We start from the raw sequence: 20,067 nt of genomic DNA on the forward strand, positions 1-20,067 counted from the left end.
GTGAGTAACTACTCATTGGATTTTTCTGGGGATGAAGATTTCCGTCCCCTTGCCGCACGAATGCGCCCGGAAACGTTAGAACAGTATATTGGTCAGCAACATATTCTCAGCCAAGGTAAGCCACTTAGGCGAGCGTTAGAGGCAGGGCATATTCACTCAATGATACTTTGGGGGCCTCCTGGTACGGGGAAAACTACACTTGCGGAAGTTGCGGCCAATTATGCCAATGCAGAAGTTGAGCGGGTCTCCGCAGTGACATCTGGCGTTAAAGAGATTCGGGCGGCAATAGAAAAAGCTCGCGAAAATAAATTGGGTGGCCGTCGGACGATCCTGTTTGTCGATGAAGTCCATCGTTTCAACAAGTCGCAGCAAGATGCCTTTCTTCCCCATATTGAAGATGGCACTGTTACCTTTATAGGTGCGACGACTGAGAACCCCTCATTTGAGTTAAATAATGCACTCTTGTCGCGCGCTAGGGTATATAAGCTCACGTCCTTAACCAAAGAAGAAATTCACTTAGCTTTGCAGCAAGCAATATCGGACTCGGAGCGTGGTTTAGGCAAGATATCGGCGAAGTTTGCCGATAACGTTCTCGAAAGACTGGCAGAACTGGTTAATGGTGATGCCCGTATGTCTCTCAATTATCTTGAGCTGCTTTACGATATGGCGCAAGAAGATGATCAAGGCGAAAAAGAGGTTACGTTACAGCTACTGGCTGAGGTTGCTGGGGAAAAAGTCTCTCGCTTTGATAACAAAGGCGACATTTGGTATGACTTAATTTCGGCGGTTCATAAGTCGATTCGTGGCTCAAATCCTGACGCCGCGCTTTACTGGTCTGCACGAATGATCGCAGCGGGTTGTGATCCACTTTATATTGCACGCCGATTATTGGCGATTGCTTCAGAAGATATTGGCAATGCTGATCCAAGAGCTATGCAGGTTGCTTTGTCGGCCTGGGATTGCTTTACTCGTGTTGGCCCTGCGGAAGGTGAGCGGGCGATTGCTCAAGCTATTGTGTATCTAGCATGTGCACCAAAGAGCAATGCGGTTTATACGGCTTGGAAGCAGGCGCTGAGAGACGCGCATAATGAACCTGAGTATGAAGTGCCTCCTCACTTACGTAATGCGCCAACCCATTTGATGAAAGACTTAGGCTATGGCGCGGAGTATCGTTATGCTCATGATGAGCCTGGAGCCTATGCTGCGGGTGAGCGCTATTTACCACCCGAAATGGCACAAACACGTTACTATTACCCAACAAACCGCGGCTTGGAAACCAAAATTGGCGAAAAGTTAGATTACTTGGCTAGTTTAGACGCAAAAAGCCCACAAAAGCGCTATGAATAAGCGCGCATTTTAGATACATTTATCCAATTATCCCTTCATACTTGAAGCCGCAGCTTTGTTAACTGCACCAATTCACCGGAACGTCGGCCGCCCTAATCACATAGAGCACCTATGCTCATAAGGCTGAATTGGTTTGTTGCCGCGCTGCAACTCCAACTATTTTGGGAAATATTTTTTGGCGCTTGAGCAAGATGTTTGAGTGCGATTTCACTACTAAAAAAGCATAGGATTAACAATGCTGGATTCTAAATTACTTCGTACAGAGCTGGATGAAACAGCTGCAAAACTAGCGCGTCGAGGCTTTAAGCTAGACGTAGAGACAATCCGTACACTTGAAGAGCAACGTAAGTCGATTCAAGTAGAAGTTGAAAATTTACAATCCACGCGTAACTCCATCTCCAAGCAAATCGGCCAAAAAATGGCGGCTGGAGACAAAGAGGGTGCAGAAGAAATCAAGAAGCAAATCGGTACTCTAGGTAGCGATCTTGATGCGAAAAAAGCCGAACTTGATGAAGTAATGGCTAAACTTGAAGAAGTTACTCTATCTGTACCTAACCTACCTGCTGATGACGTACCAGAAGGTAAAGACGAAGATGACAACGTTGAAATCTCGCGTTGGGGTGAGCCAAAAGCTTATGACTTTGAGCTGAAAGATCACGTTGATCTTGGTGAGCTTGGCGGTGGTCTAGACTTCGCTAGCGCAACCAAAATCACTGGTGCTCGCTTTATTGTGATGAAAGGTCATTTTGCGCGTCTACACCGTGCAATCGCTCAGTTTATGCTAGATCTACACACAGATGAGCATGGCTACACAGAAATGTACGTACCTTACCTAGTGAACTCTGACAGCCTATTTGGTACTGGTCAGCTACCTAAATTTGGTAAAGACCTTTTCCACACTGAACCTCTAGAAGAGAAAGTAAACGATGAAGAGCCACGTAAGCTGTCTCTAATCCCTACAGCTGAAGTGCCAGTGACTAATATGGTTCGTGATACTATCTCTGATGAAGCAGATCTACCGCTTAAGATGACGGCCCATACGCCATGTTTCCGTTCCGAAGCTGGTTCTTACGGCCGCGATACTCGCGGTCTGATTCGTATGCACCAGTTTGATAAAGTTGAGCTAGTACAAATCACTAAGCCAGAAGATTCGATGGATGCACTTGAAGAGCTAACTGGTCATGCAGAGAAAGTCCTTCAGCTCCTAGAGCTTCCGTACCGCAAAGTGGTGCTATGTACGGGTGATATGGGCTTCGGTGCGCGTAAGACTTACGATCTAGAAGTTTGGGTTCCTGCTCAAGAGACTTACCGTGAGATCTCTTCATGTTCAAACATGTGGGATTTCCAAGCTCGTCGTATGCAGGCGCGTTTCCGTCGTAAAGGCGAGAAGAAACCTGAGTTAGTGCATACGCTAAACGGCTCAGGTCTAGCGGTTGGTCGTACAATGGTTGCAATTCTAGAGAACAACCAAGAAGCAGATGGTCGTATCGCTATCCCAGTTGTACTGCAGAAGTACATGGGCGGCGCAACGCACATTGGCTAATAGCAAAATTGGATTTTAAAAGGCGGCTCATGGAGTCGCCTTTTTTATTTCTGTTGTTTCTAATTGATTGATTTAATTTGCTTATTCTTTTTCTGTCAACATAGCTTTACTTTGTATTCAATATGAAATAGGTTGCTTATTATGGGTTGGCGATTATGTTTTTATGGAACCTTAATCACAAAGGGATACACAATGAAAAATATAATACGCAACGTCATATTGGCTTCATCATGTCTGCTGACACCGACAATCTACGCTCAAGGAGAGTTACCCATTATAGCGAAGGAGATTCAGCACTCGCTAACTTCAACTCAGCTTGAATCGACAACCATGAGTATTGAGCACAGTGGGGCGCAGTTTATCAAGCTCCACTTCAAAATGCTTAATCTTCCAAAGGGAACGGCATTAAGAATCAGTTCGAGTGATGGTACAGAAGTCGTTGAATATACTAAGAACCAAAGCAATTGGTTCGCACAGTCAATCTTTGGTGAGAAGACGAGTATCGAGCTTGTCCCAAATCAGCAAGGTGTTATAGGGAAGTTTGAAATTGATTATTACATGGCAGGTGATGAGAGTGTTACTTCTGCATCGGAAGAAGGCGTTTCGACACTTTCTACCTGTGGAGTCAATGAGCGCAAGGACGTTGCTTGCTGGCAAGACTCGCACCCAGATAAGGTGGCTTGGTCGAACCCGGTTGCAAGGCTGCTGATTAATGGGCGCAGTTTGTGTACTGCCTGGCGTGTTGGGCCAGACAATAAGCTCTTCACCAATAACCACTGTGTAAGTTCAGCTTCCGAGTTGAAAAATACCGAAGTGTGGTTCAACTATCAAAGAAGTACGTGTGACGGTTCACTATCAAGCACTGTAAAGGTCATGGGTAATGAACTATTTAGTACCGATTACCAACTTGATTACACGCTGTTTTCTGTCGATGACTTTGCCAAAATTGAGTCATTCGGCTATTTAGGTCTTGATGCTAGCGAACCTGTCTATGGCAATGGTATCTACATTCCTCAACACGGTGCGGGCAATCCGAAAGAGCTGGCGATTGAAAGCGATCAAAATGGGTCAGGTTTATGCCAGATAGATGTCGCTTCAACCAACGGTCGAGGAACTCACACAGACACAGGATACTTGTGTGACACCATTGGTGGCTCTTCGGGTTCTCCGGTTCTCAATACTTCCAACAATAAAGCGATAGCCTTACATCATTTTGGTGGCTGCGAAAATCAGGGCGTAAAAATCAGCAAAATTTGGCCGCAGGTAGCGACATTCTTTAATAATACTTTGCCTGACGGTTCGGTTGTTCAAACCCCACCTAGTATTCAGGAGTTGATTCCTGGAAAAGCGATTACAGATATTACCCTTAACAAGGGCGAGCAAATGATGTTGGTAGTCAAGGCCGCGAATCGAACTTCACCGCTGACTATTGCGATTGATTCAGGGACAGGAGATGCGGATCTTTATGTGCGTTCAGGGGCTGAACCGACGACCAGCGCTTACGATTGCAGACCATACCGATCTGGTAATGACGAGTCATGCTCTGCCTCGATAAGAAGTGAAGACCTGTATGTGATGCTACGCGCTTATAGCAGTTTCTCTGGCGTTAAAATAAGCGCTACACAACACTAATTAAACTAGCTAGGGAGTGGTACCGCTCTCTAGCTTTTTTCCTTCCTCTACCCGGCAAATAATAATTGGCTTGGCTTATTGATTAATTAGTGACAAATTCACTATACACATGAGAGAAAAACGAATAGTTCTCACTTCTTGAATATTTATTCTAACTTTGTAGGGCTTATAACCCCTATGGAGAGGATAATGAAATACACAAAAACGCTGGTGGCAATGGTACTTACGACGGCATGTGGCTATGCCTATGCTGAAGATAAAGTCTGGATATCAATTGGTGCCGATGCAGCAGGTACAGTCGCTAAATCGAACGCTGAGTCTATCTTGCCCCATTCGATTGCAAGTAGTGGCGATGTATGGGTCGGTCAAGTCGAAACGGAACAACTGGCCGAGCTTTCGCATAATATGCATGAAGAACACCACCGTTGCGGTGGCTATATGGTTCATGCGTCAGCGCAAAGTGCAATGGCGGCGAGTACAATGCCACAAAGTATTGCGCAGTTTGCACTTCCTCAGCCGTCACAGCAGTCGACGGTAAACGCATGGCTACCTTTGGTTAGTGCAACACAGTTAACTGACACTATTCGTTCTTTAACCAGTTTTAATAACCGTTTTTATACCACTACTTCAGGAGCACAAGCGTCAGACTGGATTGCTAATGAATGGCGTAGTTTGTCTTCGGTGATGAGCAAGGTTAACGTAGAACAGATATCACACTCAGGTTATAACCAAAAGTCAGTGGTATTAACAATTGAAGGTAGTGAAAAACCCAATGAGTGGGTAATCGTAGGCGGACATTTAGATTCAACGATTGGCTCACACACAGATGAACATACCATCGCACCTGGGGCTGATGATGATGCCTCTGGAATTGCCAGTGTGAGTGAAATCATCCGAGTACTAGCTGAGAATAATTTCAAACCTAAACGTTCAGTAGCCTTTATGGCTTATGCGGCAGAAGAAGTTGGCTTAAGAGGCTCGCAAGATATCGCCAATAGCTATAAAGCGCAGGGTAAAAACGTTGTTTCGGTCCTTCAGTTGGATATGACCAACTACAAAGGATCGACGGAGGACATCGTATTTATCACCGATTATACCGACAGCAATCTTACTCAGTTTTTGGCTAGTTTGATTGACGAATATCTTCCTTCACTGACTTATGGGTATGATCGTTGTGGCTATGCGTGTTCGGATCATGCTTCTTGGCACAAGGCAGGCTATTCCGCTGCCATGCCATTTGAGTCAAAGTTTAATGACTACAACCCTAAGATTCATACTCCGCAAGATACCTTACAAAACTCTGATCCAACGGGAAGTCATGCGGTCAAATTTACTAAGCTTGGCTTATCATATGTGGTTGAGTTAGCTAATGCGGTTGATATAGATCCGCCAGTTGATAATGTACTAAAAGATGGAGTGCCTAAAACTGGGTTATCTGGAGCGCGTTCAAGCCAGCAAAGCTATACATTTGAGCTTGTTTCTCAAAAAAGCTTATCTTTTACAACTCAAGGTGGAACAGGAGACGTCGATCTTTATGTGAAGTATGGCTCTGCTGCGTCCAAATCAAATTGGGATTGCCGACCTTATCGCAATGGGAACAGCGAAACATGTCGTTTTAGCCAAGCATCACCTGGGACATACCATGTCATGCTCGACGGTTACAGTGCCTACAATGGCGTAACGTTACAAGCGGTTTCTCAGTAGTTGTGAAAACGAAAAAGCGTCACAACGAGGTGACGCTTTTTCGATTCTAGCTATAGAGATTTAAATACTCATTTCGCCACGCAACACTTGCTGCATTCGTACTTTCACTTGATCGTAGTTTAGTCCTTGACTGAGCAAAAAGTGAAGTTTTGCCAGGGCAGCTTCAGGAGTCATATCGTAACCACTGATCACTCCAGATTCAGCAAGAGCGCAGCCTGTAGCGTAGCCACCCATGTTGACTTTCCCTGCCAAACACTGAGTTAGGTTGACCACGATGACGCCACGCTCAGAAGCATCTTTCAGGTGTCCAAGTAGCTCGGGATTTTGTGGCGCGTTGCCCACACCAAATGTCAGCAGGATCATCGCGTTGACTGGTTGCAGCAAAGTATTGCGAATAACTTCGTGAGAGATTCCTGGATACATTGTAATCACACCAATTGGTTGCGGTGTGATGTCATGAACCTTAAACTCGCCTTCTGGCTTGGCGTCCACCTTAATCTCACTACTGATCTGGATGTTGATACCAGCTTCAAGTAGTGGAGGGAGGTTTGGTGAAGTAAAGGCATTAAAACCGTCAGCGTGGGATTTAGTACTGCGGTTTCCGCGCATCAGTTTGTTATTGAAGAACAGAGTTACTTCATTGATTGGGTAGTTGGCAGCGATGTGTAGAGCGTTGAGTAGGTTTGCCTGACCGTCAGAACGCAGCTCAGCCAAAGGAATCTGTGAGCCAGTAACAATAACGGGTTTACCTAGGTTCTCTAACATGAAAGAGAGCGCCGAAGCGGTGTACGCCATAGTGTCAGTACCATGCAAAATGACGAAACCATCGTACTTGTCGTAATTATTGCGAATATCGTCAGCAATTTGCTGCCAATCTGCTGGTGTCATATCCGATGAGTCGATCAGTGGATCATATTCATGAATGGTAAACTCAGGCATTTCTGGTCGATGGAACTCTGGCATGCTTGCTAGTTGTTTCTCCATGAAGCCAGCGACTGGGACGTAACCGTGATCATGTGACTTTTGCATACCAATGGTACCGCCAGTGTAGGCTATATAAATATGTTTTCTTGCCATTGCTTTGAAACCAGTTAGTTGTAGGGGGAACAGAGCGGAGGATTATATAGCAATCTAAGCCAATAAAAAGGGGGCTTTCGCACGGACTGATTCAAATGACAGTAAATACTCGCCGAAGGCAGACACCTCCTTCTCCATTTAAACTCTGGGCTCTTTAGGTGTGAGCGTATTAAGTCGCAACCTACATCTCGCTCTAAAAGATTTTATCCTGCAGCAAATCTGAATAGACCAATAATGGTATAGGTATAAAAAAGCTCACAGCAGATACTGTGAGCTTTTTTTGAAGTAGCCAGAAGTTACTTACCTTAGGATACACTCACTGGTTTTTGGAGTGTATGAGCGTTAAAGCGATACAGTATCGTTAGTCCTGGAATTGTCGCAATCGCAACGTAGACTCCCACATAGGCAGAGCTAAGTAACATCGCTTCTGACACGATCAGTGGCGTGAGGCCTCCGAAAATAGACAACGCGATGTTGTAACCAACTCCTAAGCTGGTGGTTTGGTTAGCGGATTGTTGCCATAGTAGCGCGGCTAAGTTACCCAGAATGATTGCTGCTAAGCTACTGATACCTAACACCGCAAGTGCTTGCCATATGAATTGGCTAGAACCGAGCAGAGCGAAAAGCGGGATAGCAGCAAACAGCATAAATAGAGCCCCCAACTTAAAGGCTTGTTGTGGTGAAGAGCGTTTATCGACAATGAAAGAGAAAGCAAACAGCAAGACCACTAGGATCGAAGAGTTGATCAGCGCCAGGTTTTCGATGTTCATCGCTTTACCAAGGATACCACTCGCTAAGTTCTGAACATAGAACACCACGGCGCCAAGAATAGAGATGCAAAAAACTTTGGCAATGATTTGGCGGCTAGATTTACCCGCTACGATTTCTGCTTTTGGTAGTTCTGGCAAAGATAGGCGTAGGTATAGGCTGACCATGATATTTGCAACCCCCACGAGTAAAGGCACTCTCCATCCCCATTCACTCATTTCTTGCGCCGATAGGTAATGTTCTAGACCAGCAACAATCAATAGGGAAATGATGACACCCACAATCGAACTGGCAACAATCAAACTACTTACTCGTGAACGTTCAGATTTTTTCGCGTCGTACAGTAGGTAGTTGATCAGGGTTGGGTATTCGCCACCAAAACTAAATGCTTGGATCATCTGGAAGAAAAGGAAAACGACCACCACATATTGACCGATCATATCGACGGGGACAAAAGCCATGGCCACCGTTGCCAGACCTGTTAGCAGGTTACAAAAGACCAGTGCTCTTTTACGCCCATACCTATCGGCGTAGCGGCCAATTACGACTCCTCCAAATGGCCTAATCAAAAAACGTAAGGCGAACACGCCCCATACTACGAACTCTGAATGAGCGATGCCTTGGGTGGCAAATAACTGAGAAATGTACATCGATATCGACGCGAACACGGCGATATCATAAAACTCCATGGCATTGCCAAGGACAGCACTGGTGCGCTGTTTCCAAGTGAGTGACATTCTGTTTTACTCCTCTATAACTTCTAATTGATTTCCATCGGGATCTGAACAGAAAAAGTAACGGAAACTACCTAGCCTAGCGTTGTAAATAGTTGTGATGTTGGTGACTTCCGATAATTTTCTATGAAAGGTCTCTAGGTCATTCACCCGCAAAGCAAAATGGGTTATCCCCACCTTTTTTAGCGAGATCAGTGACTCAGGGATTGGGACAGAAACATCCCTATTAAAATGAAAAAGCTCGATTCTCGAGCCTTGGTTTTCCAACATATGGATGATTACCTGCTCGTCTTGAAAACTCCGTTCAAGCTGGTAACCAAACAATGCATAGAAATTGCGACTAGCGATTAGATCACCCACGGTTAGCGATACGTGATGAAACTGTCCAGACATGCGACTGTTACTCCGTGCTCAACCAGTTTCTTGAAAAAGACCGAATCGGGCTGATGCTGACAGTCTAGTTTGCATTTGATGATGTAGATACGACGTGCTTCTTCGGCCTCTTTGCAACCGCGAATTATGGAGACCTCTTTAAAGGTTTTCATCTCAAGAAAGTAACGAACGCTGGTTAGTTCATCGTGAGTTAGAGCGAGGTTGCCAAATATGTACTCTGCCTGCTCGACGTATCCACATTGACTGGTATTTGGTGTAGAAAGGATATCGATTGGAATCTGTATTTCTTTGTCGCTCCAACATTCCAGAGCCAGATGGTTCACTTTCGGTCGAAAGGCAATGGCCTGGCTCACAACATCGCAAGGCAGCGGGGTAATTGGCAGAGAGATCGAAAGGATTTCAAATAGTGAACCTTGGTTGGTGACGATGTCTACTCGGTTATGGCTCGCTTGAGATGACTCTTGGAAGTTCTGCACGCCTTGGCTGTTCCAAAGATTAATTCCCGGCTTTAGGCGCGAGTGGAGCTTTTTGTACAGCTCGTCACCCCAATAAGCTAGGTGCCAAGAGTAGTTGGTTGAAACAGTTTTAACTTGTTGACGTTGAATATCGACGCGAGAGAAAGATACCGTTTGCTCAACTCCCATGTATTCAACATAGCGTTTGAATACATGACAGATTGCCTCCATATCGGTATTGCGCACATCCATGGCTTATTATCGTTAATATTAGTGATGGTGTGCGCATTGTATCTTATGTGCTTAGTTTCATCATTAAAAATAATAATATATGGAATCAAAAAAAGCGCACCCAATATGACTGGAAGGTGCGCTTTAAGACTCAATCTAAGTTTTACTGGGTCTGACAGTTTAAACAGAACGCATACTGGCCTTTAGGATCATTGTAGCTCTGTAACAAGTTGGCATCTTGGATAACTTGCGCTGCGACTGGCTGTAACGCTTGTGGCAGTAGCGCAGTTGCATCAATGCCCAAAGAAACTCTGACTTGATTCATGAAGTCCTGAACAAATTGCTGAGCGGGTGAAAGTGGTTCTTCGACCCAGTACAAGTTGTAGTTTTCAACCTCAGCGAGTTTGGCGGCTAGAGCTACTGCATCATCGAAGTCACCAATTTTATCAATTAGGCCATGTTGAAGTGCGTCTTGTCCTGTCCAAACTCGGCCTTGTGCTATGTCATCGACCTTATCTAACGGAATCTCACGTGACTGGCTCACTAAGCCTACAAAGCGATTGTAACCATGTTCAATCCCCATCTGGAACGCCTGTGAAGCGCCTTTTGAAAGCCCCGTTGTCACCCCGACATCGGAGAAAGGTGAAGTACCAACGCCATCGGTATAAACACCGAGTTTGTTCAACCCTTTTTCGAAAGTAGTGACGACACTAAAGATGCCGATAGATCCCGTGAGTGTGGTTGGCTGTGCAACAATGCTGTCAGCACTCATAGAGATCCAGTACCCGCCTGATGCGGCTAAGCTCGACATTGATACCACAACAGGTTTGCCAGCTTCTTTCAGTGCATCAACTTCGTTACGAATCACCTCAGAGGCAAACGCACTGCCCCCAGGACTGTCGACACGAAGCACCACCGCTTTTACCTTGTCATCATTGCGTGCCTGGCGTAGCAGAGCTGCTACGGTGTCACCACCCACGGTTCCACGTGGTTGCGAACCATCCATGATAGCGCCGCTTGCCACAACAACAGCAATGTCGTCTGATGCTAAATCGAAGCTTGGCGCTATTGATGATTGATATTCATAGTAGTCAACGTAGTTGTAGCTGTCTTCGCCATTACTACCAAATACATCAATCAATTGTTTGCGGACTTGCTGACGCGTCGCTAGTTCATCAACTAGACCGATATTTAAAGAAAGAGCCGCTAAATCACCGTTGTTCTGTTTAAGTAAGGCTAAGAACTCATCCATATTAGGCGTAAGTGCATCAGAAGAAAGCTGACGGTTAGTCGCAACGTCATCCACATAGGCTCCCCAAAGTTGACCAAGCCAACGCGAGGCTGATTCTTTTGCCTCATCAGACATATCATCGCGCACAAATGGCTCGATGGCTGACTTGTAAGTACCCACACGGAATACGTGAGTGTTGACGTCCAGTTTTTCAAGCAAAGTTTTGTAGTACAAGGTGTAAGTGCTGTAGCCCTTAAGCATCACAGCACCATCCGGTGCGAGATAGATTTTGTCTGCGTAGCTTGCGAGGTAGTACTGGCTTTGGTTGTACATATCGCCAACAGCGTAAACAGGTTTGCCTGATGTTTTGAACTCGTTCAGAGCTTTGGCTATATAACGTAACTTAGTCAGGTTCGTTTCTGGCATATCTCGTAGCGCTAAGACTATCCCACTGACTTGTTCGTCATCTTTGGCATGACGAATGGTCTCAACAATATCGAATAGCACGTTTTCTTTCGGTAAGCTCTGACCAAAGAAGGAACCAGTCAAGGAATCCATAGGATTAACATAAGTTGGTTGTTCAACAATTGGGCCTGAAATATTAACAATCAGAGCAGACTCTTTTGGTACTGAAGGGGTAGGTGTATCAGCACTGGTATAGATGAAATAGATGACACCGATACTCGCCAAAAAAATCAAGTTAACCAGGGCAAGTCGAATGAAAGTGATGAGCTTCCATATCCCTTTAAAAAACAGGCCAACGAATTTAAATACTTTTTTCATTTTCTCTCCGCTACGGAAACCGTAGATGTAAGGCTTATCTGCTCTATGAGCATTTAAGTTCAGATTAGCTCCATCCTACTTAAACTAGTATACCCAAACAACCAGAAGATTGATCGGTGTTACAAAAATGTAAACGGGTGTTTGATTTTTGTTTAAGCTCTTCATATTGTGGTCAGACCACAACAATAAAAGAGTAAAGTGATGTCTACCATGTACCCGAACTTACTTCAGCCATTGGATCTAGGATTTACCCAGTTACGTAACCGAGTGTTAATGGGGTCTATGCACACAGGATTAGAAGAGCACAAAGAAGGGCTTGGTAAGCTCGCTGCTTTTTATGAAGAACGAGCAAAAGGTGGTGTAGGACTCATTGTAACGGGTGGTTTTTCACCCAACTTGCGCGGTAGACTGCATCCGTTTAGCGCTGAGTTTAGTAAAGTGAAACACGCTAAAGCACACAAAGTTGTCACGCAAGCGGTACACAAACATGGCGGAAAGATTGCGTTGCAATTGCTTCATGCTGGCCGATATGCGATGCATCCTTTTGCGCAGAGTGCTTCTGCTATAAAGGCGCCAATTGCCCGTTTTGCACCTAGTGAGATGAGTTCGCGCCAAATAAACAAAACCATCGCTGCATTTGCTAATAGTGCTGCTCTCGCTCAACAGGCTGGCTACGATGGTGTTGAAGTTATGGGCTCTGAAGGGTACTTACTAAACCAATTTATTTGTAAACGAACCAACACACGTTACGACGAGTGGGGTGGCAGTTACGATAACCGCATTCGTTTCCCACTTGAAGTGGTTAAAGCGATTCGAGAGGCGGCTGGAAAAGAGTTCATCATTATTTTCCGCCTTTCAATGCTCGACTTGGTCGAAGAAGGAAGCACTTTTGACGAAGTGGTCATGCTAGCAAAAGAGCTAGAAAAAGCAGGCGTGACCATTATTAATTCGGGTATTGGCTGGCACGAAGCTCGAATTCCTACCATTGCTACTCAGGTTCCACGTGGTGCCTTTACTTGGGTGACTGAGAAAGTTCGCCCACATGTCAGTGTACCTATTGTCACTTGCAACCGTATTAATACCCCGGAAGAGGCGGAAAACATCCTCGCTAGCGGCCATGCTGATATGGTTTCTATGGCGCGTCCGTTTTTAGCTGACCCGCACTTTGTGATTAAAGCCGAGCAAAACCGCTCACAAATGATCAACACCTGTATTGGCTGTAACCAAGCTTGTCTTGATAACGTATTTAAAGGTAAACGTGCAGGGTGTTTAGTGAATCCATTAGCGTGTCGAGAAACCGAGTTCACTGTGACACCAACAGTAGTGAAAAAGAATATTGCGGTCGTCGGTGCTGGGCCAGCAGGCTTAGCGTGTGCAACAACTTTGGCAGAAAGAGGCCACAATGTTGATCTGTTTGAGCGCAATGACCGCATTGGTGGTCAGTTCCGTTTGGCAATGCAAATTCCGGGTAAAGAGGAGTTTAGGGAAACGATTCGTTATTTTGCTAACCGCATTGATGAGACTGGTGTGAAGTTACATTTGGAAACAGATGCAAACTATGACTTACTCGCCGAGTACGATGAAGTTGTTATGGCGTCAGGAGTTGAACCGCGTAAAGTCAATATCGATGGTATAGAGACGCCGGAAAAAGTCGTAGATTATCAAACTCTGATCAAAGATAAGACTTATGTGGGCAACAAAGTCGCTATTGTTGGTGCTGGTGGTATCGGCGTTGATGTGGCAACCATGTTGACTGAGCCTGCTGGCCACAACCTAGATGATTGGTTACATGAATGGGGCATCGATAAAGAGATCTCACACCCTGGCGGACTTTTCCCATACCCTGACTCAATGAGCGATAAAACCGTCTGGGTACTCCAGCGCCGCAAAGGTCGTGTTGGTAAAGGGCCGGGTAAGACCACAGGTTGGATTCATAAGCGTACTCTAGAAAAACGCGGCGTGAATTTACTTGGTGGGGTGAGCTACGACAAAATTGACCAACAAGGCTTACATATTAGCATTGATGACAAGCCGCAATTGCTCGAAGCCGACACCGTTATTATTTGTGCAGGGCAAGAATCGGTACGACCGTTTGAAAATCAATGGCATCTACTCGGTGATAAACTCCACGTTATAGGTGGCGCCGATTATGCGGGTGAACTAGACGCAGTGCGCGCCATTAAGCAAGGCGTAGAGCTTGCTATCAAGTTGTAATCACTCTGCAGTTTAGATAGCAAAAGGTCTCTTTTTAGAGACCTTTTGTGTGTTTATTGTGCGTTCTCATCTAGAGGATAACGGTTTTGTTACCGTAAACAAATACGTGATCGTTGAGCACTTTGTTAAGTGCCTTACTTAATACGTTCTTCTCTACATCTCGACCAGCCTGTGCCATATCTTGTGCGCTAAAGTTATGGTCAACTGGGATAACATCTTGTTTGATGATCGGCCCTTCATCCAGATCGTTTGTTACGAAGTGAGCGGTTGCACCAATGATTTTTACACCACGTTCATATGCTTGCTGGTAAGGTTTAGCACCAATAAATGCAGGCAAGAAGCTGTGATGGATATTGATGATCTTATGGTGGTATTTCTCAACAAATGAAGGGGTAAGTACGCGCATGTACTTAGCGAGTACTAAGTAATCGGCTTGGTATTGATCAATCACTTCGAGCATTTTCCTTTCGTGCTCTTCGCGATTTAGCCCTTCATGAGATACATGATGATACGGGATGTCGAATCTCTCAGTCAGACTTTGTAACGTGTCATAATTGCCGACAACTGCTGCGATATCGACATCTAGACTGCCGTCGTAGTTCTTCATAAGAATATCACCCAAACAGTGTGCTTCTTTTGTTACGAGGATGACAACGCGCTTGCGGTTTGAGCCGATCAATTTACGCTTTGCCCCTTCAGGCAATGCTTGGTCGAGATCGGCTAAAAAGGTCTGGTCATTAAAGTAGCCTTCTAGCTCGGTACGCATAAAGAAATGGCCGCTCGTGTTGTCTACGAACTCGTTGTTGTGAATGATATTGAGCTGGTGCTTGTAACAAATATTCGTGATCTTTGAAATAAGACCAGGTGCGTCAGTGCAATGTGTCAGTAGTGTTTTCTTTTCCATTTGGTTAAAACTTCCGTGAATTATTTTTTTTGTATTGTGAATTTTTTACGGGCGTCCGAACGGTGAGATCGCGCGCAGTATTGAAGCTACAATTAAACTAATATCGAGCTGGTTTCAACAAATAATCTGAGTTAACCGATTGGCTAAGGTTATTTGCGGAGTATTTCTACTCTTAGAGTATCTTTTAGGTGGTATTTATGGATAAAGAGCTATTAGCCCGTAAGTTGTATTCTGAACGAGTAAGCGCCTTAACTGGCGGAAAAGAACTAGACGACGAAATCTTAGAGCAAATGTGGGAAAACCGTGCCTCCCCAAGTGAAGCGGCGCGCGCTATGATGGACGACCAAGAAGATGGTTTCTCTGGACCTGCTTGGTTAAATCGTTATCTCAATAAACGCTAACTCTCCAAGTCTGCTAGGGCGCGAAAATCTCATTCGCGCCTTGGTGTAAAAGCTGCCATAATCTCTTCCTCTTTAATAACTCTCTTCTGTGCATGATTTCAAAGACCTTTTCATCTGAGGGCGCGCTGGGTAAAGCCATTCCGGGTTTCCAACCGCGCCAAGCGCAGCTCGATATGGCGGAAGCGGTAGCAAGCGCAATAAAATCGCAAAGTCAGGTGGTGGTTGAAGCAGGTACGGGAACAGGTAAGACCTTCGCCTATCTTGTACCGTCTCTGTTAAGTGGTAAGAAAACCATTATTAGCACCGGCTCGAAAAACCTGCAGGAACAGCTCTTTCATCGAGATCTGCCTTTAATGGTCAATGCCTTAGGCTACTATGGTCAAGTTGCACTACTCAAGGGGCGTGCGAACTATCTGTGCCTAGATCGCTTGAGTCGCCAGATGGTAGAGAGCCACAATCAAACCGCAGATCCAACATTACTGAGCCAGTTAGTTAAAGTACGTAGTTGGTCATCGGAAACCAAAACGGGTGATCTTGGTGACTGTGATGCGATTGCTGAAGACAGTCCCGTGATTCCGACCATTACCTCGACCAATGATAACTGCCTTGGAAAAGAATGCCCAAGTTATCAAGAGTGCTTCGTACTTAAGGCAAGAAAGAAAGCAATGGACGCCGACATTGTTGTCGTCAATCACCATCTGTTTTTAGCTGATCTCGCAATCAAAGAGACTGGGTTTGGTGAGCTGATCCCTGAAGCAGAAGTGTTTGTCTTTGACGAGGCGCATCAATTGCCGGACATTGCCAGCCAATACTTTGGTCAGTCGCTGTCGAGTCGTCAAATCCAAGAGCTTAGTAAAGATATTGAGATAGCCTATCGCACCGAAGCAAAAGATATGCGTCAATTGCAAAAGGCAGGGGAGAAGCTGTATCAAACCGCGATGGATTTAAGGATCGTGTTGGGTGACCCCGGTTTTCGTGGCAACTGGCGTGAGGCAGTCACGTCGCCATCCATAGGGCGAGAGCTTAGACGCTTAGAAGACTCGCTCGATTTCGTTATTGAAGTGCTTAAGCTGGCACTAGGCCGCAGCCAATTATTAGATAGCGCGTTTGAAAGGGCTAATACCATCAAGGTGAGACTGGATAGAGTGTGTGATGTATCCATTACTGGTTACTCTTATTGGTATGAAACTACGCCGCGCCACTTTAGTCTGCACATTACCCCTCTTAGCGTAGCTGACAAGTTCCATGAGCAGATAGAGCTAAAGCAAGGGGCATGGGTATTTACCTCGGCGACTCTGGCTGTCAACGACGATTTTGGTCACTTTACTTCACGGTTAGGTTTGAAACCTCAGGCGCAAATGTCGCTGCCAAGTCCGTTTGATTATCAAATACAAGCACGCTTATGTGTTCCTCGATATCTTCCCGAACCAAACAGCTCGGGGTTGGCGGATAAATTGGTCAATATGCTGACGCCAGTTATAGAGCAAAACCAAGGACGCTGTTTCTTTCTTTGTACCTCTCATAGCATGATGAAAGAGTTGGGAGAAAGGTTTAGAGAGAGGTTAAGTGTCCCGGTACTGATGCAGGGTGAAACCAGTAAACAGAAAACCCTTGCCGAATTTATGGAGCTGGGTAATGCACTGTTGGTCGCGACAGGAGCGTTTTGGGAAGGGATTGATGTTAGAGGTGATACGCTGAGCTGTGTTATCATCGACAAATTGCCATTCACTGCCCCTGACGACCCGCTGTTAAAAGCACGAATTGAAGATTGTCAGCTCAAAGGAGGTGACCCATTTTCTCAGGTGCAAATACCGGATGCGGTCATTACTCTGAAACAGGGAGTAGGGCGACTGATTCGAGATAAGACAGACAAAGGGGCGCTGATTATTTGCGATAACCGACTGGTCACCCGCGATTATGGCGGTGTGTTTCTAGCGAGTTTGCCCCCAATACCGCGCACCCGAGATTTAGCTTTGGTGCAGGATTTTCTCGAACATAACTAAGCGTGCCATGCAGTAAACTGCCATACGATGTGGCATACGCATAGCAAGAAGAACCAGAATATTTAATACAGACCAATAACCAGAGATATCAATGAGTGTAAAGATCCTTGCTCTAGATACAGCGACTGAGAACTGCTCGGTTGCTCTTTTAGTTGATAATAAAGTTTATGTGCGCAGTGAAGTCGCACCTCGTGACCACACCAAGAAAGTACTGCCTATGGTTGACGAAGTGCTGAAGGAAGCAGGTGTATGCCTAACTGAACTCGATGCGCTCGCATTTGGACGCGGCCCTGGTAGCTTTACTGGGGTGCGAATTGGCATTGGTATTGCACAAGGTTTAGCGTTCGGCGCAGATTTACCTATGATTGGTGTGTCGACATTAGAAGCTATGGCACAAGGGGTTTACCGTAAACACGGTGCGAAGCACGTTGCGACTGCCATTGACGCGCGTATGAGTGAGGTCTACTGGGGGCGATTTGTTCGTCAAGAAGATGGCACTTGGAAAACGGTGGATGCCGAATGTGTGGCGCCGCCGCAGCAGGTTTCTGACCACAGCATTGCTGATGAGCAGCAGTGGTTGACTGCCGGAACAGGTTGGGATGCCTACCCAGAACAGCTTGCAGGTGTGAAATTTAACATGGCTAAGAGCGACGTACTGTTCCCAGATGCAGAAGACATTGTTCAACTGGCTAAGTTTGAGTTGGCTGAGGGCAATACCGTGGAAGCAGAAGAGGCTAGCCCAGTTTACCTTCGTGACACTGTTGCTTGGAAAAAGCTGCCTGGCAGAGAGTAGTTTAGCTAGAACCAGTAAGGCATAGACGGATAGTATGGTATCAATTAACGGATTACCTCCTTCGCTTCCCGGCCCAAACAAGGCTAATAAAGCTAACAAGCAGAACGAGGTTAAAAAATCTGGTGATAAAACGCCGGTTAGCCAGCCAACTAAGGTGGCTAACGCCGTGGCGCATTCCATCCGCCATGTTAATGAGTCTGAAATCCATAAAGCGCAAGTTCAATATGACCTTCCTGAGGGCAAGAGTCGTAAAGCGATGGAGGAGTATATGGATGTGATGCACCAAGCAAAGCGTGATGAACTTTCGCAGATGCTCGGTGTCGATATCTATATCTAATTTATGACTTTTGAAGCGCTTATGACTCAGCGACCTTTTCGATTATTATGTGTTCTTGCCAGTGCAGTTTTGCTATCGGCCTGTAGTTCGTTGCCCGACAATCTGAAGTCAGAGAACCCAGATATAATTACCGACTATCAAGTATGGCAATCTGTGGGTGACAAAAGCACAGAGGTGAGATTGGGTGGTTTAATTGCCGATGTAAAAAATCTAGCAGACCAAACTCGCATTGAAGTGGTCAATCTGCCGATTGGTTCTTCGGGTAAGCCAGATATCAATCAAGAGCCGGAAGGACGCTTTGTGGCTTATGTTGATGGTTTTGTCGATCCAGTGGCTCTATCTACCGGCAGATTGATTTCCTTACTTGGCCAAAGTCAAGGTCGAGAGCAAGGTAAAGTTGGTGAATACGCTTACGATTTCCCAGTGATGAAGGCAAATGGTTTCCATTTGTGGCGCATTGAAGAGCGTATCATCGTTCATGATTTCGATAGTTATCTCTATCCTTGTCGAGGCCTATACTGTAGCGATGTACGTTATGGCACGAGACAGGGTAAAGTGATTCAAGAAGTGAAGTAATGCGTTACGAACAAAAGCGTGCTGTCCGAGATGGGCATATTGCGACAATTGAGTATGGACACAGTGAAACGGCCGAAGTATCGGTCGTTTTTTTACATGGATGGTTAGACAACGCAGCGAGCTTTGAATCAGTCATGGCTTCTCTCCATGCTCTTAGCCCGGATTGGCATTTATGCGCAATCGATTTACCTGGACACGGCCTATCTAGCCACAAAAAAGATAGTAATTTCTACCCATTTCACGACTATATAGACGACGTTTATCAGTTATTGGCTAACTTATCACCAAACAGACTGGTATTGGTGGGGCATTCTCTTGGTGCTTTGATTGCAAGTTGTTATAGTGCTGCTTTTCCTGAACAAGTCAGTGGCTTAGTTCAGATAGAAGGATTCGGCCCTTTGGCGGAAAAAACGCAAGGAACAGTTTCTCGTTTAAGAGAGGGAGTACTCAGTCGCCAAAGAATCCGGAGAAAACCGACTCGCGTTATGCTATCAGAGCAAGAAGCGATAGAGCGGCGCGCAAAGGTCAATCAGATTGACGCTGAACTCATTGCGCCTATAGTGCTCCGCGGGCTTGATTCTTATCAGTCAGGCTGGGTATGGCGACATGATGTAAAGCTACAAAGTCAGTCTCTCTACCGTATGTCTTTTGAACACGCCGAGGTGTTTCGTCAACAAGTGCCTTGCCTACAGCAAGTGATTTTTGGCGAAGATGGTTTTTCTTATTTGCAGTCTTTTCAGCATGATGCTTCAGATTCCACTCATTTTGAAATGATCGAAGGCGGTCATCACTGTCATCTGCAAGCCCCTTCTAGAGTATCTAACCTAATTTTTGGTTTAGTTAACAAAATTTAAACAAGTGTTTGAGACTTTCGTGCTCAAGGGCTTCGCCTGTGCTGTAATAGACAACGTTGAAAATAGAGCTTTTCACATGGATAACAG

Annotated in this window: 17 protein-coding genes; 11 read left to right on the top strand and 6 right to left on the bottom strand. The window is 45.5% G+C overall.

Annotated features, from left to right (window positions below):
• The 4 genes from ZX61_RS05275 (at position 1) to ZX61_RS05290 (ending at position 6,226) form a co-directional block, all read left to right on the top strand.
• Entirely contained in the window at positions 1-1,347 is a 1,347-nt protein-coding gene (locus tag ZX61_RS05275) for a replication-associated recombination protein A (protein ID WP_049843660.1), read from the top strand.
• Between the two features lie 235 nt (positions 1,348-1,582).
• Complete coding sequence (gene serS / locus ZX61_RS05280; RefSeq protein WP_049843661.1) at positions 1,583-2,890, top strand: serine--tRNA ligase; 1,308 nt, start codon at positions 1,583-1,585, stop codon at positions 2,888-2,890.
• Between the two features lie 192 nt (positions 2,891-3,082).
• Positions 3,083-4,522, top strand: a complete 1,440-nt coding sequence (locus tag ZX61_RS05285; protein WP_049843662.1) for a serine protease — start codon at positions 3,083-3,085, stop codon at positions 4,520-4,522.
• 189 nt (positions 4,523-4,711) lie between these two features.
• A complete protein-coding gene (locus ZX61_RS05290; protein WP_049843663.1) occupies positions 4,712-6,226 on the top strand; it encodes a M28 family metallopeptidase in 1,515 nt (504 codons plus the stop codon).
• Positions 6,227-6,286: 60 nt separating this feature from the next.
• Here the strand turns inward: ZX61_RS05290 and ansA are convergent, their stop codons facing one another.
• The 5 genes from ansA to sppA form a co-directional block, all read right to left on the bottom strand.
• The gene (gene ansA, locus ZX61_RS05295; protein ID WP_049843664.1) at positions 6,287-7,303 is read right to left on the bottom strand and encodes an asparaginase; all 1,017 of its coding nucleotides are present in this window, start codon (positions 7,301-7,303) and stop codon (positions 6,287-6,289) included.
• Positions 7,304-7,608: 305 nt separating this feature from the next.
• The gene (locus ZX61_RS05300; protein ID WP_049843665.1) at positions 7,609-8,808 is read right to left on the bottom strand and encodes an MFS transporter; all 1,200 of its coding nucleotides are present in this window, start codon (positions 8,806-8,808) and stop codon (positions 7,609-7,611) included.
• Between the two features lie 6 nt (positions 8,809-8,814).
• Entirely contained in the window at positions 8,815-9,198 is a 384-nt protein-coding gene (locus ZX61_RS05305) for a VOC family protein (RefSeq protein WP_049843666.1), read from the bottom strand.
• Positions 9,168-9,905: a hypothetical protein gene (locus ZX61_RS05310; protein WP_049843667.1), complete on the bottom strand. Its 738-nt coding sequence runs from the start codon at positions 9,903-9,905 to the stop codon at positions 9,168-9,170. The genes ZX61_RS05305 and ZX61_RS05310 overlap by 31 nt, the downstream gene beginning before the upstream one ends.
• Positions 9,906-10,047: 142 nt before the next feature.
• Positions 10,048-11,898: a signal peptide peptidase SppA gene (gene sppA / locus ZX61_RS05315; RefSeq protein ID WP_049843668.1), complete on the bottom strand. Its 1,851-nt coding sequence runs from the start codon at positions 11,896-11,898 to the stop codon at positions 10,048-10,050.
• 201 nt (positions 11,899-12,099) lie between these two features.
• Here sppA and ZX61_RS05320 point away from each other — a divergent pair, with 201 nt between their 5' ends.
• Positions 12,100-14,112, top strand: coding sequence for an NADPH-dependent 2,4-dienoyl-CoA reductase (locus ZX61_RS05320; RefSeq protein WP_082173382.1), 2,013 nt, complete (start codon positions 12,100-12,102; stop codon positions 14,110-14,112).
• A gap of 70 nt (positions 14,113-14,182) precedes the next feature.
• Here the strand turns inward: ZX61_RS05320 and purU are convergent, their stop codons facing one another.
• A complete protein-coding gene (gene purU / locus ZX61_RS05325; protein ID WP_049843669.1) occupies positions 14,183-15,016 on the bottom strand; it encodes a formyltetrahydrofolate deformylase in 834 nt (277 codons plus the stop codon).
• Between the two features lie 197 nt (positions 15,017-15,213).
• Between purU and ZX61_RS05330 the strand changes: the two genes are divergently transcribed.
• The 6 genes from ZX61_RS05330 to ZX61_RS05355 all read left to right on the top strand — a co-directional run bounded on the left by ZX61_RS05330 (position 15,214) and on the right by ZX61_RS05355 (position 19,980).
• Positions 15,214-15,417 (top strand): hypothetical protein, encoded by a 204-nt coding sequence (locus ZX61_RS05330; RefSeq protein WP_049843670.1) that lies wholly within the window; start codon positions 15,214-15,216, stop codon positions 15,415-15,417.
• A gap of 92 nt (positions 15,418-15,509) precedes the next feature.
• The gene (locus tag ZX61_RS05335; protein ID WP_049843671.1) at positions 15,510-17,420 is read left to right on the top strand and encodes an ATP-dependent DNA helicase; all 1,911 of its coding nucleotides are present in this window, start codon (positions 15,510-15,512) and stop codon (positions 17,418-17,420) included.
• Positions 17,421-17,511: 91 nt separating this feature from the next.
• Positions 17,512-18,213 (top strand): tRNA (adenosine(37)-N6)-threonylcarbamoyltransferase complex dimerization subunit type 1 TsaB, encoded by a 702-nt coding sequence (gene tsaB / locus ZX61_RS05340; RefSeq protein WP_049843672.1) that lies wholly within the window; start codon positions 17,512-17,514, stop codon positions 18,211-18,213.
• A 34-nt stretch (positions 18,214-18,247) separates the two neighbouring features.
• Positions 18,248-18,550 (top strand): hypothetical protein, encoded by a 303-nt coding sequence (locus ZX61_RS05345; RefSeq protein WP_049843673.1) that lies wholly within the window; start codon positions 18,248-18,250, stop codon positions 18,548-18,550.
• Between the two features lie 21 nt (positions 18,551-18,571).
• Positions 18,572-19,126 carry a Slp family lipoprotein gene (locus ZX61_RS05350; RefSeq protein ID WP_049843794.1) on the top strand — a complete coding sequence of 185 codons (555 nt, stop codon included), beginning with the start codon at positions 18,572-18,574 and terminating at the stop codon, positions 19,124-19,126.
• Complete coding sequence (locus tag ZX61_RS05355; protein ID WP_049843674.1) at positions 19,126-19,980, top strand: alpha/beta fold hydrolase; 855 nt, start codon at positions 19,126-19,128, stop codon at positions 19,978-19,980. The genes ZX61_RS05350 and ZX61_RS05355 overlap by 1 nt, the downstream gene beginning before the upstream one ends.
• The last annotated feature ends 87 nt before the right edge of the window (positions 19,981-20,067 follow it).

This window comes from Vibrio sp. VPAP30 (assembly GCF_001188205.1).
In the GTDB taxonomy this organism is placed as follows: domain Bacteria; phylum Pseudomonadota; class Gammaproteobacteria; order Enterobacterales; family Vibrionaceae; genus Vibrio; species Vibrio bivalvicida.